The sequence below is a fragment of the Thermus amyloliquefaciens genome (assembly GCF_000744885.1).
Lineage (GTDB): Bacteria > Deinococcota > Deinococci > Deinococcales > Thermaceae > Thermus > Thermus amyloliquefaciens.
Map to the genome: position 1 here is coordinate 307,424 of NZ_JQMV01000003.1, position 13,076 is coordinate 320,499.

11 protein-coding genes, 1 rRNA gene and 2 pseudogenes are annotated in these 13,076 nt (G+C 67.5%); 6 read left to right on the forward strand and 8 right to left on the reverse strand.

Features of this window, described 5'->3' with window-relative positions; translation table 11 throughout:
• Complete coding sequence (gene plsX, locus BS74_RS02045) at nt 1-981, forward strand: phosphate acyltransferase PlsX (protein WP_185747736.1); 981 nt, start codon at nt 1-3, stop codon at nt 979-981.
• Here plsX and BS74_RS02050 read toward each other — a convergent pair.
• Nucleotides 970-1,389, reverse strand: coding sequence for an archease (locus BS74_RS02050; RefSeq protein ID WP_038055621.1), 420 nt, complete (start codon nt 1,387-1,389; stop codon nt 970-972). The genes plsX and BS74_RS02050 overlap by 12 nt on opposite strands.
• The gene (locus BS74_RS02055; protein ID WP_185747737.1) at nt 1,380-2,066 is read right to left on the reverse strand and encodes a PIG-L deacetylase family protein; all 687 of its coding nucleotides are present in this window, start codon (nt 2,064-2,066) and stop codon (nt 1,380-1,382) included. The genes BS74_RS02050 and BS74_RS02055 overlap by 10 nt, the downstream gene beginning before the upstream one ends.
• A gap of 125 nt (nt 2,067-2,191) precedes the next feature.
• On the opposite strand from BS74_RS02055, the gene BS74_RS02060 reads away from it, so the two are divergent.
• Nucleotides 2,192-3,705, forward strand: a 16S ribosomal RNA gene (locus BS74_RS02060).
• Nucleotides 3,706-3,838: 133 nt separating this feature from the next.
• On the opposite strand, the gene BS74_RS02065 is transcribed toward BS74_RS02060, so the two are convergent.
• Complete coding sequence (locus BS74_RS02065; RefSeq protein ID WP_038055625.1) at nt 3,839-5,056, reverse strand: S8 family peptidase; 1,218 nt, start codon at nt 5,054-5,056, stop codon at nt 3,839-3,841.
• 72 nt (nt 5,057-5,128) lie between these two features.
• On the opposite strand from BS74_RS02065, the pseudogene pyrF reads away from it, so the two are divergent.
• The 4 genes and pseudogenes from pyrF (at nt 5,129) to BS74_RS02085 (ending at nt 8,432) form a co-directional block, all read left to right on the forward strand.
• Nucleotides 5,129-5,901, forward strand: a pseudogene (gene pyrF / locus BS74_RS02070) (orotidine-5'-phosphate decarboxylase).
• A 5-nt stretch (nt 5,902-5,906) separates the two neighbouring features.
• Nucleotides 5,907-6,458 (forward strand): orotate phosphoribosyltransferase, encoded by a 552-nt coding sequence (pyrE, locus tag BS74_RS02075; RefSeq protein WP_038055627.1) that lies wholly within the window; start codon nt 5,907-5,909, stop codon nt 6,456-6,458.
• Nucleotides 6,459-6,462: 4 nt separating this feature from the next.
• On the forward strand, nt 6,463-7,467 hold the full coding sequence (locus BS74_RS12250; RefSeq protein ID WP_038055629.1) for a hypothetical protein: 1,005 nt from the start codon (nt 6,463-6,465) through the stop codon (nt 7,465-7,467).
• Nucleotides 7,464-8,432, forward strand: a complete 969-nt coding sequence (locus tag BS74_RS02085; protein WP_038055631.1) for an NAD(P)H-dependent glycerol-3-phosphate dehydrogenase — start codon at nt 7,464-7,466, stop codon at nt 8,430-8,432. Before BS74_RS12250 ends, BS74_RS02085 begins: the two co-directional genes overlap by 4 nt.
• Here BS74_RS02085 and BS74_RS02090 read toward each other — a convergent pair whose 3' ends face one another.
• The 5 genes and pseudogenes from BS74_RS02090 to BS74_RS02110 all read right to left on the reverse strand — a co-directional run bounded on the left by BS74_RS02090 (nt 8,433) and on the right by BS74_RS02110 (nt 13,048).
• A complete protein-coding gene (locus BS74_RS02090) occupies nt 8,433-9,146 on the reverse strand; it encodes an alpha/beta fold hydrolase (protein ID WP_038055633.1) in 714 nt (237 codons plus the stop codon). It abuts the gene before it with no gap.
• Nucleotides 9,143-9,346 (reverse strand): hypothetical protein, encoded by a 204-nt coding sequence (locus tag BS74_RS02095; RefSeq protein ID WP_038055635.1) that lies wholly within the window; start codon nt 9,344-9,346, stop codon nt 9,143-9,145. The genes BS74_RS02090 and BS74_RS02095 overlap by 4 nt, the downstream gene beginning before the upstream one ends.
• A pseudogene (gene sufU, locus BS74_RS02100) lies at nt 9,343-9,758 on the reverse strand (Fe-S cluster assembly sulfur transfer protein SufU). Before sufU ends, BS74_RS02095 begins: the two are co-directional and overlap by 4 nt.
• Before the next feature lie 11 nt (nt 9,759-9,769).
• Nucleotides 9,770-10,984, reverse strand: a complete 1,215-nt coding sequence (locus tag BS74_RS02105) for a cysteine desulfurase (protein WP_038055637.1) — start codon at nt 10,982-10,984, stop codon at nt 9,770-9,772.
• 9 nt (nt 10,985-10,993) lie between these two features.
• Nucleotides 10,994-13,048: a heavy metal translocating P-type ATPase gene (locus BS74_RS02110; RefSeq protein ID WP_038055639.1), complete on the reverse strand. Its 2,055-nt coding sequence runs from the start codon at nt 13,046-13,048 to the stop codon at nt 10,994-10,996.
• Between the last annotated feature and the right edge of the window lie 28 nt (nt 13,049-13,076).

Genomic DNA, 13,076 nt, shown 5'->3' on the forward strand with positions numbered 1-13,076 from the left:
ATTAGGATCGCCCTGGACGCCATGGGGGGGGACCGGGCCCCCGGGGTTACGGTCCAGGGAGCCTTCCTGGCCGCCAAGGAAGGGGTGGAGGTCCTTTTGGTGGGGGAGGAGGCCCGCCTGCGGGCCGAGCTTGCCCGCCTGGGGACTTCCTTGCCCATCCACCATGCTCCAGACTGGATTCCCATGGAGGAGCATGCCACCGAGGTGAGGAAGCGCCGGGAAAGCTCCATCATGGTGGCCATGGACCTTCTAAAGCGGGGCGAGGTCCAGGCGGTGGTGTCCATGGGCCACACCGGGGCCACCATGGCCGCAGCCCTCTTCACCCTGGGGCGGGTCAAGGGGGTGGAAAGGCCTGCCCTCTTGGTGGAGTTCCCCAGCCAAAGGGGACGCACCTTCCTCCTGGACGGGGGAGCCAACGCCGACTGCCGCCCTTTCTTCTTGGTACAGTTCGCCGCCATGGGCCTGGCCTATGCCGAGGCCAGCGGCCTTAAGGACCCCAAGGTGGGCCTTCTTTCCATTGGGGAGGAGGAGGGGAAGGGCAACGCCTTGGTGCTGGAGGCTTATCCCCTCCTGAAGGCCGCTTTCGGGGGGCGCTTCCACGGCAACGTGGAGGGGCGGGACGTCTTCCTGGGCACCGCGGAGGTGGTGGTCACCGACGGCTTCACCGGGAACGTGGTCCTGAAGCTGGCGGAGGGGGAGGCCAAGGTGCTTCTGGGCTGGGTCAAGGAGGCCCTCACCTCAAGCCCCTTGGCCAGGCTCGGGGCCCTGCTGGCCAAGGGGGCCCTGCGCCGGGTGCGGGACAAGGTGGACCCCTCCCAGTACGGGGCCATGCCCCTTTTGGGGGTGGAGGGGGCGGTCTTCATCGGCCACGGTTCCGCCGACGCCCTGGCGGTGAAAAACGCCCTTCTCCGGGCCAGGAACCTGGTGGCGGCGGGGCTTTTGGACCGGGTGCGGGCGGGCCTTTCCGCTTTACACGTCTAGGATCACCTGGGCCTTCCACCTCCCGTCTTCCTGGCCCACCCTTAGGCCGTGGAAGGTGGCGCTTTTCACCTCCCCTTGAAAGCCAAAGCTCTCCTGGAAGGGCTCGCCCAAGAGGGTGGCGGTGAGGCGGTAGCCCCCCGCCTCCCGCTTCACCTGCACCCGGGCCTTCCCCGGCACGAAGCCCTTGGTCTGGATCAGGTAGATGAGCTCGTTGAGGAAGCGGACCAGGAGGGTTTCCAGGTCCTCGGCTTCCAGGGAAAGCCGCCGGCGCCGGCTACCCCCTTTTGGGGGCGAGAGGAACATCACCTGGAGGAGCCCTTCCAGGGCGGCCTGGAAGAGGCCCTCGAGGCTTTCCGCCTCAAGAAGGAAGCCCACATCGGCGGTGTGGTCCAGGGGCTTCACCACCATGGTCCCTCCTGGGGGCCTTCCGCCCCGGGAAGGTGGAAGGTCTCCCTCCAAAGCCGCTCTGGGTGCTTCTCCATGAACTCCAGAAGGGACAGGGCCTGGGTCCGGTGCTGGGCCAGGGCCTGGAGCTTCCGGGCCAAGGCCCACTCGGGAAGGTGGAGGCGGTGGGTGACGGGCCAAGGGCCCTCAGGCCGCACGAAGTACACCACCTGGGCCAGGCCCTCCGCTGCCCGGGTGGCGTAGCGGCTTGCCGCCACGTGATCGGGGTGGCCGTTGATGCCGTCTGGGGGAAAGGTGAGGACGTAGCGGGGCCTTAGGCTGAGGAGCCTTTCCCGGATGGCCGCTTCCGCCTCGGGATGGTCCGGCAGGCCCCTTCCCGAGGCCAGGCCGCGGGAGCCCTCCGCCGCCTCCTTTTGGCCCCGACGCCCCTGGGGCAGGGCGTTGGGGAAGGGGAGGACCTCGAGGAAATCCACCCCCAGGATCTCCGCCGCCCGCCTGAGCTCCTCCACCCGCACCTGGGGTAGGGCCGCGGGGGCACAAAGCCCCAGGGTCCTTCCCGCTTCCCCCCGGGTGAGGGTGAGGACGCCCGTCCGAAGGCCATCCTTCTTGGCCAAAAGGAGCGCTCCCCCAGCGCCGAAGCTTTCGTCGTCGGGATGGGGGACCACCACCAAGAGGTCCAGCATGCCCCCATCTTGACAGAAAAGCCCCCGCCTGGTACATTCAATGTTGCGCCGGTTGGACCGGCGGGGGATCTTGAAAGCGCAGGAACAGGGCAACGCACGAAAGATCACGCCTTCGGGCGTTTTTGTTGGAGAGTTTGATCCTGGCTCAGGGTGAACGCTGGCGGCGTGCCTAAGACATGCAAGTCGAGCGGGGCGGGTTTATACCTGCTTTAGCGGCGGACGGGTGAGTAACGCGTGGGTGACCTACCCGGAAGAGGCGGACAACCTGGGGAAACTCAGGCTAATCCGCCATGTGGTCATGTCCTGTGGGGCATGACTAAAGGGGCGACCCGCTTCCGGATGGGCCCGCGTCCTATCAGCTAGTTGGTGGGGTAAAGGCCCACCAAGGCGACGACGGGTAGCCGGTCTGAGAGGATGGCCGGCCACAGGGGCACTGAGACACGGGCCCCACTCCTACGGGAGGCAGCAGTTAGGAATCTTCCGCAATGGACGGGAGTCTGACGGAGCGACGCCGCTTGGAGGAGGAAGCCCTTCGGGGTGTAAACTCCTGAACTGGGGACGAAAGCCCTGTGGAGGGGGATGACGGTACCCAGGTAATAGCGCCGGCCAACTCCGTGCCAGCAGCCGCGGTAATACGGAGGGCGCGAGCGTTACCCGGATTTACTGGGCGTAAAGGGCGTGTAGGCGGCTTGGGGCGTCCCATGTGAAAGGCCACGGCTCAACCGTGGAGGAGCGTGGGATACGCTCAGGCTAGAGGGTGGGAGAGGGTGGTGGAATTCCCGGAGTAGCGGTGAAATGCGCAGATACCGGGAGGAACGCCGATGGCGAAGGCAGCCACCTGGTCCACTTCTGACGCTGAGGCGCGAAAGCGTGGGGAGCAAACCGGATTAGATACCCGGGTAGTCCACGCCCTAAACGATGCGCGCTAGGTCTCTGGTGCAAGCTGGGGGCCGAAGCCAACGCGATAAGCGCGCCGCCTGGGGAGTACGGCCGCAAGGCTGAAACTCAAAGGAATTGACGGGGGCCCGCACAAGCGGTGGAGCATGTGGTTTAATTCGAAGCAACGCGAAGAACCTTACCAGGCCTTGACATGCTAGGGGACCTAGGTGAAAGCCTGGGGTGCCCGCGAGGGAGCCCTAGCACAGGTGCTGCATGGCCGTCGTCAGCTCGTGTCGTGAGATGTTGGGTTAAGTCCCGCAACGAGCGCAACCCCTGCTCCTAGTTGCCAGCGGGATAGGCCGGGCACTCTAGGGGGACTGCCCGCGAAAGCGGGAGGAAGGCGGGGACGACGTCTGGTCATCATGGCCCTTACGGCCTGGGCGACACACGTGCTACAATGCCCACTACAGAGCGATGCGACCTGGTGACGGGGAGCGAATCGCAAAAAGGTGGGCGTAGTTCGGATTGGGGTCTGCAACCCGACCCCATGAAGCCGGAATCGCTAGTAATCGCGGATCAGCCATGCCGCGGTGAATACGTTCCCGGGCCTTGTACACACCGCCCGTCACGCCATGGGAGCGGGTTCTACCCGAAGTCGCCGGGAGCCATTGGGCAGGCGCCGAGGGTAGGGCTCGTGACTGGGGCGAAGTCGTAACAAGGTAGCTGTACCGGAAGGTGCGGCTGGATCACCTCCTTTCTAAGGAGCATCAGGCCCGTTCCTGCGCTTTCAAGACCCCGCGGTTCAAACCGGTACCCCCTTTTTGGGGGGTTTCTTTTTTTCCGAAGAAAAGACCCCCCGCCTAAGGGCGGGGGGTCTTCCATGAAGAAGCCTAGAGGCCCCGCACGTTCAGGAAGGGCTCAGGGTGCGGATGCCCCGAGGTGTTTTGCCAGGTGGCGGTGCTTTCAGCGTTTTGCAGGAGGAAGGCCTTCACCTGAGCGGGCGTGTAGCTGGGGTAGCGGGAGAGGACCAAGGCGGCGGCCCCGGCCACATGAGGGCTGGCCATGGAGGTGCCGCTAATGGTGTTGTAGCTGCTGGTGGAGGCATTCCAGGTGGAGAGGATGGACACGCCGGGGGCGGCCAGGTCCACATCGGGGCCATAGTTGGACCAGGAGGGCCAGTCGTCTTGGCTGTTGGTGGCGCTTACGGTGATGACCTCGTCGTAGGCGGCGGGGGTGTGGTTGGCGGCGTTGTCCCCCTCGTTGCCCGCGGCCACCACCACGGTGATCTTATGGTCGCACACCGCCTTCTGGATGACGTTGTGGAAGGCGTCGGTGGAGCGGGTGGCGGGGCAGTACTGGCCGTCTTGGTCGTCGGTGCCGGCCCCGCCGAGGCTCATGTTGACCACCTTGGGCTTCCCCCCGTTATTGTGGGTGATCACCCAGTTGAGGCCCTGGACGATGCCGCTGATGGAGCCGGAGCCTGAGCCGGAGAGGACCTTCACCGCCCAGAGCTCGGCGGCAGGGGCCACGCCCAAGACGCCCACGCTGTTGTTCACCGCGGCCACCGTCCCGGCCACGTGGGTGCCGTGGCCGTTGTCGTCGTCGTAGGCGGTGCGGCACTTGCCCCGGCACTTCACCACCGCGTAGCCGCCCTTGAGGTTGGTGAGGTCCTCGTGGCCCACCTTGATGCCCGTGTCCACCACGTACACGGACACGCCTGCCCCCTTGGCGGTGGTGGTGGGGGCGCCGATGCGCTCCACACCCCAGGGCACGGTCTGGGCGTAGGCGTGCACCTCCCGGTCCGGGGTCAGGGCGTAGACCCGGGGGTCCTGGGCCAGGCGCTGGGCCTGGGCCGGGGTGAGGTTGCGCAGGATGACGGCCCCCAGGGCCTCGAGGCGGTCCTCAGCGGGGATGCTGAGGCCAAGCTCCCGTTCCAGGGCAGAGAGCTTTTCGCCAAAGCGGGTGGCCAAGGGGGCCAGGCCTCCCCCGGGCTCCAGGACGGCGATGTAGGTCTGGGTGGACCCGGGGGCGGCCTGGGGTTCCACCCGCGCCTGCTGCTGGCAGGCGGCGAGGACCAGTAGGGCTAGGGCCAGGAGCAGTCTTTTCATACCACCTCCTTGAGGTACGCCTGCCACTTTAGGGCCTGGGTGGGCAGCCCGTCAAGGCCTATAGTGGGAGGCATGGACTTTCTGGAGGCGCTCGCCCGTCCCCCCCTGGTTCTCGGGGTGGACCCCAGGCCGGGCCTTCACGGCAAGGAACCCATTCCCCACCTACGGCGCTACACCTTGGAACTCTTGGAGGCCTTGGCCCCTAGCCTGGCCGCGGTCAAGTTCCAGCTGGCCTTCTTTGAGGCCCTGGGCCCTGAGGGGATGGCCCTCCTCCTGGAGCTGGCCAGCGGGGCCCGGGTGATGGGCCTCCCGGTGATCTTTGACGGCAAACGGGGGGATATCGGCTCCACCGCCGAGGCCTACGCCGAGGCCTACCTCCTCCGCTTCCCGGGAAGCGCCCTCACCGTGAACCCCTACCTGGGCCTGGATGCCCTAACCCCCTTCTTCCGGGCGGCCCAGGAGGGCCAGGGGGCGGTGTTCGTCCTGGTCAAGACCTCCAACCCCGGCTCGGGCTTCCTCCAGGACCTGGAGGTAGGGGGAAGGCCCCTTTACCTCCATCTGGCGGAGGCCTTGGCCCAAGAGGGGGAGGCGTACCGCGAAGGGGAGTGGAGCCGCATCGGCATGGTGGTGGGGGCCACCTACCCGGAGGCGGTGGGGAGGGTGCGGGAGGTGGCCCCCCGGGCCCCCTGCTCCTCCCTGGGGTGGGGGCGCAGGGGGGGAGGCCCTTGAAGGGCCCCGGGCTTTTAACCACCGTTAGCCGGGCCCTCTTCTACCCGGGGGGTAGGCCGGATCTCCAGGGGGCTTTGCGGGCGGCGGAGGAGTTTGGGCGGGCTTTGGTAGAGTAGGGGGGATGGATGTCCTAGAGCTTTACCGCAGGACAGGCGCCCTTTTGGAAGGGCATTTCCTCCTGCGCTCGGGGTTGCATTCGCCGGTCTTCCTGCAATCTGCCGCCCTCCTGCAGCACCCCCTCTACGCGGAGGCGGTGGGGGAGGCCTTGGGCAAGCTGTTTGAGGACGAGAGGGTGGACTTTGTCATCGGCCCCGCCCTGGGGGGCGTGGTGCTCTCCTTCGTGGTGGCCAGGGCCCTGGGGGCCCGGGCCCTTTTCGCCGAAAAGGACGGCCAGGGGGGCATGACCTTGCGCCGGGGCCTCACCGTGAACCCCGGCGACCGTTTTTTGGCGGTGGAGGACGTGGTGACCACCGGGGAGAGCGTGAGGAAGGCCATACGGGCCGCGGAGGCCAGGGGAGGGGTTTTGCTGGGGGTGGGGGCCATCGTGGACCGGAGCGGGGGGAAGGTGGACTTCGGCGTTCCCTTCCGGGCCCTCCTGAGGCTGGAGGTGCCCCAGTACCTTCCCGCGGCCTGCCCCCTCTGCCGGGATGGGGTGCCCCTGGAGGAGGTTTGAGGCCATGCGCCTCCTGGCCTGGCTTCTTGTCCTGCTCCCTTGGGCCCTGGCCTCTTCCCCCGCGGAGCTGGCCCGCCAGGCGGTGGAGGCTTGGTGGGCGGGGGAGCTTTCCCCAAGCCTCGAGGAGGTGCTCAGGGCTTCCCCTCAAGAAGTCCCTAAGCTTTTGGAGCGCTACGCCCTATTCCCGCCGCCCCCTAAGGGCCTCTCCCTCAACCTGGATAGCCCCAAGGTGGAGGGGAACCGGGTCCTTTTCCCCGCGGCCGTGGGGGAGGAGGTGGGGGAGGTGGTGGTGGTCCTGGAGGGGGGGGAGGCGAAGCGGGTCTACTTCCGCCCCCAGGGGCTTTCCCTTCCCAGCTACCTTTTAAGCCCCCTGGCGGGGTGGGGGTTTTCCCTCCTGAGCCTCTTCTGGCTTTTCCTCCTCTTCCAGCCCTCCCCCTTTCGCGCCTGGCTTGGGGAGGCCCTGGCCCTTCTTCGCGCCCATAGGGGGCTTTACCTTTTCACCAACCTTTGCCTCTACGGCCTGTTTGCCCTGGGGGCCCTCCTGGCCTACGGGATGCCGGAGATGGCCAAGGCGGTGCAGGCCCTGTTTGGAGGGGCCCTCGAGGCCTTGGGCCTGGAGGAGGCCATGGGGAAGGGGATCCCGGTCCTGGCCGGGGTGATCTTCCAATGGAACTTCAGCCAAGGGCTTTTCCTCACCGGCCTCCTTCCCGCTTTGCTTCTTGGGGTTCCGGTTTTCCTCCTAAACGCCCTGCGTTACCTGGTCTTCGGCTTTGCCCTTTCCCCGGCGCTTTTGGGCCCCACCTTTCTGGCCCACCTGCCCACCCTGCTCCTGGAACTCCAGGCCTACATCCTGGTCACCTTCGGGGGGCTTGTGCTGCTGGCCAAAACGGTCCGGGGGGAGGGGTACAGGAAGGGCCTTAGGGCCTTGCTCTTGGCCTTTTACCTGGGGGCTCTTTTCCTGGTTCTGGCGGCTTGGTACGAGGCCTGGGAGGTGAGCGTTCTCCTATGAAGGTGGCCATCCTGGGGGCTGGGGCCTGGGGCACGGCTTTGGGGGTGCTTCTGGCCAGCAAGGGCGTGCCCACCGCCCTCCTCGCCCGGCGCAAGGAGCAGGCGGAGGCCCTTAGGGCCATGCGGGAGAACCGGGACTACCTGCCGGGGGTGGCCCTTCCCGCCTACCTCTACCCCACCGCCGACCCTGAGGAGGCCCTGGAGGGGGCGGAGCTGGCGGTGGTGGCCCTGCCCTCCAAGGCCCTGGAGGAGACCATAGGGGCTTTGCCCCGGGCCCCCTGGTACCTTTCCGCCACCAAGGGGCTTTTCTTCAAGGAAGGGGGGCTGCACACCCCCAGCGAGGTGGTGGAGGCCTTGACCGGTAGGCCCGTGGCCGCCCTTTCCGGCCCCAACCACGCGGAGGAGGTGGCCCGTTTCCTGCCCACGGCCAGCGTGGCCGCGGGGCCTTCGGAGCTGGCGAAAAGGGTACAGGAGCTTTTCTCCGGGCCCACCTTCCGGGTCTACACCAGCGGGGACCGGCGGGGGGTGGAGCTGGGCGGCGCCCTTAAGAACGTCCTGGCCCTGGCGGCGGGGATGGTGGACGGGCTCCGCCTGGGGGACAACGCCAAGGCGGCCCTCCTCACCCGGGGCCTGAGGGAGATGGTGCGCTTCGGCACCACCTTGGGGGGGGAGGAGGCCACCTTCTACGGGCTTTCCGGCCTGGGGGACCTCCTGGCCACCGCCTACAGCCTCCACTCCCGAAACCGGGGGGCGGGGGAGAGGCTGGTGCGGGGGGAGGCCTTGGAGCGCCTGGAGGACCGGGGGGTGGTGGAGGGCCTTTATGCGGTGAAGGCCCTCATGGCCTGGAAGGCGAAGGCGGGGGTGGAGCTCCCCATCGCCGAGGCGGTCTACCGGGTGGCCTACGAGGGCTTAGACCCCCTGAGGGCCCTTTCCGCCCTCATGGCCCGGGAACCCAAGGCGGAGTAGCTAAAGCACCTCCGCCAAAAAGCCCAGGAGGGCGGTGCGGAAGGCCTTGGGGTTTTCCAGGTTGGCCAGGTGCCCGGCCTCGGGGAGGATGAGGAGGCGGGCGTCGGGTAAAGCCTTGGCCATCGCCTTGGCCTCGTCCGGGGGGGTAAGGGTGTCCTCCTCTCCCACCAGGACCAGGGCGGGGCGGCGCATCCCGGGAAGAAGCGGGGTGGAGTCCGGCCGTTCCGCCAGGGCCAGGAGGCTATTCGCCACCGCCTCGGGGCTGGCCTCCAGGATGAGGGCCCGGGCCTTTTCCACCACCTCGGGCCGCTCTTCCCGGGTGGTCTTCCCCAGGTGGCCCGGGAGGAGGGCCTCGGGAAGGAAGCCCACCCCCTCCCGCAGCACCCTTTCCCTGAGGGAAAGGCGGTTCTTCCTGCCCTCCTCGGTGTCCGCCCCGGCGCGGGTGTCCGCCAGGACCAGGCCCAGGAAACGCTCGGGGGCCTTGCGCCAAAGCTCAAAGATGAGGTAGCCCCCCATGGAAAGCCCCACGAAGACCGCCTCCTCCATCCCCGCCTCGTCCATCTCCCGGAGCACCTTCTCCGCCCCATCGGGCAGGGAAAGCCCCAGGTAGTGGGGGGCGAGGACCGGGAGCCTTCCCCGGAAATAAGCCACCTCCTCTTCCCACATGCGGGGGTTGTAGGGAAAGGCGTGCAGAAAGACCAGGCCGCGGGTCATCCCTCCTCCACGGGCTCGCCTTCCACGCCCAAGGCCTTCAGCCGGGCGATGAGGCTTGGGTCCTCCACCACCACATAGTTGTGCCCATCCTGGGTTTCCGCCCGCAGGAGCCCCGCCTTGGCGGCCTCCTTCCAGGTCTCCATAAGGTCGGGGTACTGGACCAGAAGGGGGGTCACCCGATGGGCGGGGTAGCGCTTCACTTCAGGGCCTCCTCGAGGGCGTGCCAGGCCAGGGTGGCGCACTTCACCCGCGCGGGGAGCTTGGCCACCCCCTGGAGGGCCACCAGGTCCCCTAGGGCCGGGTCGGGGGGGCGCCCTCCACCACCATGGCCTGGAACTTCCGGGAAAGCTCCAGGGCCTCCGCCACCTTTTTCCCCTTCACCAGCTCGGTCATGAGGGAGGCGCTGGCGGTGCTGATGGCGCACCCTTGGCCCTGGAAGCGGATGTCGGCCAGGGTATCCCCTTCCAGCCGCACCATCACCTCCACCTGGTCCCCGCAAGAAGGGTTCATGCCCCCCGCCACCTTGGTGGCCTGGGGCAGGACCCCGAAGTTCTTGGGGTTCTGGTAGTGCTTGAGGATGATCTCCCGGTAAAGCTCGTCAAGGACGCTCATGGATTCCCCCATTATAGCCAGGCCCGGTACCGGGTGTGGATGCGGAGGAGGGCCTCCACGAGGCGGTCCACTTCCTCAAAGGTGTTGTAGAGGTAAAAGCTTGCCCGGGCGGTGGCCGCAAGGCCCAGCTTCCGGTGCAGGGGCTGGGCGCAGTGGTGCCCGGCCCTGACCGCAATCCCCTCCTCATCCAAGAAGGTGGCCAGGTCGTGGGCGTGAAGCCGCCCTAGGGTGAAGGGGATGACCCCGCCCCGGTCCGGCCCCTGGGGCCCGTAGACCTTGAGGTCTGGGACCTCCGCCAGGCGCCTCAGGGCGTAGTCCAGAAGGGCCCGGTCGTGGGCGAAGACCCGCTCCATGCCGATCTCCATCAGGTAGCTGGCGGCTTCCCCCAAGGCGATGGCCTCGGCGATGGGGGGAGTGCCCGCCTCAAAGCGCTGGGGCGGGGGGGCGTAGGTGGAGCGGTCCACGTGGACCTCCCGGATCATCTCCCCGCCTCCCAGGAAGGGCCCCATCTCCTCCAGCACCGGGTAGCGGCCCCAAAGCACCCCGGCCCCCGTGGGCCCCAGCATCTTGTGCCCGGAGAGGGCGAAGAAGTCGGCCCCCAGGGCCTTCACGTCCACGGGGAGGTGGGGGGCGGACTGGGCCCCGTCCACCACCACCAAGGCCCCCACCTCCTTGGCCTTCCTGGCGATCTCCGCCACGGGGTTGATGGTGCCCAGGACGTTGGACATGTGGACCACGGAGACCACCTTGACCCTTTCCGTGAGGAGGGTGTCCAAGGCGGAAAGGTCCAGCCGGCCCTCCTCGGTGAGGGGGATGGCCTTGATGCGGGCCCCCTTGAGCCCCGCCACCAGGTGCCAGGGCACAAGCCCGGCGTGGTGCTCCATCTCCGTGACCAGGATCTCATCCCCCTCCTTCAGGTTCCGGAGACCCCAGGCGTAGGCCACCAGGTTCAGGGCCTCGGTGGTGTTGCGCACAAAGATGATCTCCTGGGGGTTTGCGTTCAGGAAGCGGGCAAGCCTTTTTCGGGCCTCCTCGTAGGCCTCGGTGGCCTCGGCGGAAAGCCGGTAGGCCCCCCGGTGGACGTTGGCGTTCAGGGTCTCGTAGAAGCGCTTCAGGGACTCAATGACGCGCCTTGGCTTTTGGCTCGTGGCGGCGGAGTCCAGATAGACGAGGTCGGGCCGCCCAGCGATCAGGGGGAAGTCCACCCTTAAGGTGCTTAGGTCCATGCCCTCAGTCTAGTCCAGGCGCACCCGTCTGAGGAGCGTGGCGTTTAGGGCCACGATCACCGTGGAGAGGCTCATAAAAAGCGCTCCCACCGCCGGAGAAAGGACGATCCCCAAGGGGTAGGCCACCCCGGCGGCCAGGGGCAGGGCGATGGCGTTGTAGCCCGTGGCCCAGAAGAGGTTCTGCACCATCTTGGCGTAGGTGGCCCGGGCGAGGAGGAGGGCGCGGACCACGTCCAGGGGGTCGCTTTCCACCAGAACGAGATCCGCCGCCTCGATGGCCACGTTGGTCCCCGCCCCGATGGCGATGCCCAGGTCGGCCTCGAGGAGAGCGGGGGCGTCGTTAATGCCGTCGCCGACGAAGGCGGTGGGGCCTTGGGTCTTGAGCTCGCGTACGATCCGGGCTTTGTCCTGGGGTAGGACCCGGGCGTGGTACCGCTGAATTCCCAGCTCCTGGGCCACGGTTTTGGCCACGGCCTCGGCGTCCCCCGTGATCATCACGGGGGTGAGGCCCATGGCCTTCAGCCGTTGGACGGCTTCCTTGGCGGAGGGACGGATGCGGTCGGCCAAAGCGAAGTAGGCCAAAACCCGCTCCTCGTCCATGAGGGCAACGGCGCTTTCCCCCCGGCCTTCGGCCTCCCGGAGGCCTCGCTTTAGGGCTTCGGACACCCTTAGCCCAAGCTCCTCCGCCCACTCGGGCCGGCCCACCCGGTAGCGTTTACCCTCGAGGGTGCCCTCCACGCCTTTGCCGGGGACTGCTTGGAAGTCCCGGACCTCAGGGCGGGGAAGCCCCCTGCCTTCCGCCGCTTCCACGATGGCCTGGGCCAAGGGGTGTTCCGAGAAAGCCTCGAGGGCCGCAGCTAGGGAAAGCACCTCTTCCTCGGAAAACTCCTCAGCGTATATTGCCCGAACGGCGAAGCGCCCCTCGGTGAGGGTCCCGGTCTTGTCCAAGGCCACGAAGCGGATCTCCCGGGCGCGTTCAAAGGCTTCCCGGTTTCGGACCAGGATGCCGTGCCGGGCAGCCAGGGCCGTGGCGTTCACCATGACCAGGGGGATGGCGAGGCCTAGGGCGTGGGGGCAGGCGATGACCACCACGGTTACTGCCAGGGAGAGGGCGAAGTTGAAGTCCCGTCCCAGGGCGAGCCAGACGAGGAAGGTGAGGGTGCCGAGGGTAAGGGCGATGTAGAAGAGCCACCCCGCAACCCGGTCTGCCAGGGCCTGGAAGCGGCTCCGGGAGGCTTGGGCTTCCTGTACCAGTCGCAGGATCTGGCTTAGGGTGGTGGCCTCCCCGGTGCGGGTGACCCGGACCTTGAGGGCGCCCTCCCCGTTCACCGCCCCGGCTATCACCTCGTCTCCCGGTTCTTTGGGCACGGGCCGGGACTCCCCGGTGAGGAAGGCCTCGTTCATCGTGGAAGCGCCCTCCACCACCACCCCGTCCGCCGGCACCTGCTCCCCGGGGCGGATAAGGATCAGGTCCCCCTCTTTGAGGGCGGAGACGGGTATGTCTTCTATGCGGTCGCCCAAGATCCGGTGGGCGGTGGTGGGCATGAGCTTGGAGAGTTCCTCCAGGGCCCGGCTTGCTGCCTGCACCGAGGCCATCTCCAGCCAGTGCCCGAGGAGCATCACGTCAATGAGCGTGGCCAGCTCCCAGTAAAAGGGCTTTCCCGGAAGGCCCAAGGAGACGGCCAGGCTGTAGCCGTAGGCCGCGGTGATCCCCAGGGCGATGAGGGTCATCATCCCGGGGGTGCGCGCCCGAAGCTCGCGAAGCGCCCCCTTTAGGAAGACCAGGCCGCCGTAGAAGTAGAGGATCGTCCCCAAGACGGGGTTCACCCAGGCGCTTCCCGGGAACTGGGCTGCCCGGTAGCCGAACCAATCTTGGAGGTGTTCGGAGAAGTAGAGGATGGGGAGGGTGAGGAGGAGGCTTACGAAAAAGCGGTCCCGGAACATCTCCGGGGTGTGCCCGGCGTGCTTGTCGTGGCCCGTGTGGGGAGGATGGGCGTGCTTGGGCTCGGAGGGGGAGGGGTGGTGATGGTGCTCGTGCGCGTGGTGGGTGCGATTGTCCTTCATCTGGGCACCTCCTTCGCTTCTCTTCTTA

Bases quoted from the DNA above. Each gene is read 5' to 3' on its own strand.
- BS74_RS02085 (WP_038055631.1), top strand. From the start codon at position 7,464: ATGAAGGTGGCCATCCTGGGGGCTGGGGCCTGGGGCACGGCTTTGGGG.
- BS74_RS02065 (WP_038055625.1), bottom strand. From the start codon at position 5,056: ATGAAAAGACTGCTCCTGGCCCTAGCCCTACTGGTCCTCGCCGCCTGC.
- BS74_RS02105 (WP_038055637.1), bottom strand. From the start codon at position 10,984: ATGGACCTAAGCACCTTAAGGGTGGACTTCCCCCTGATCGCTGGGCGG.
- pyrE (WP_038055627.1), top strand. From the start codon at position 5,907: ATGGATGTCCTAGAGCTTTACCGCAGGACAGGCGCCCTTTTGGAAGGG.
- BS74_RS12250 (WP_038055629.1), top strand. From the start codon at position 6,463: ATGCGCCTCCTGGCCTGGCTTCTTGTCCTGCTCCCTTGGGCCCTGGCC.
- BS74_RS02090 (WP_038055633.1), bottom strand. From the start codon at position 9,146: ATGACCCGCGGCCTGGTCTTTCTGCACGCCTTTCCCTACAACCCCCGC.
- BS74_RS02050 (WP_038055621.1), bottom strand. From the start codon at position 1,389: ATGGTGGTGAAGCCCCTGGACCACACCGCCGATGTGGGCTTCCTTCTT.
- BS74_RS02110 (WP_038055639.1), bottom strand. From the start codon at position 13,048: ATGAAGGACAATCGCACCCACCACGCGCACGAGCACCATCACCACCCC.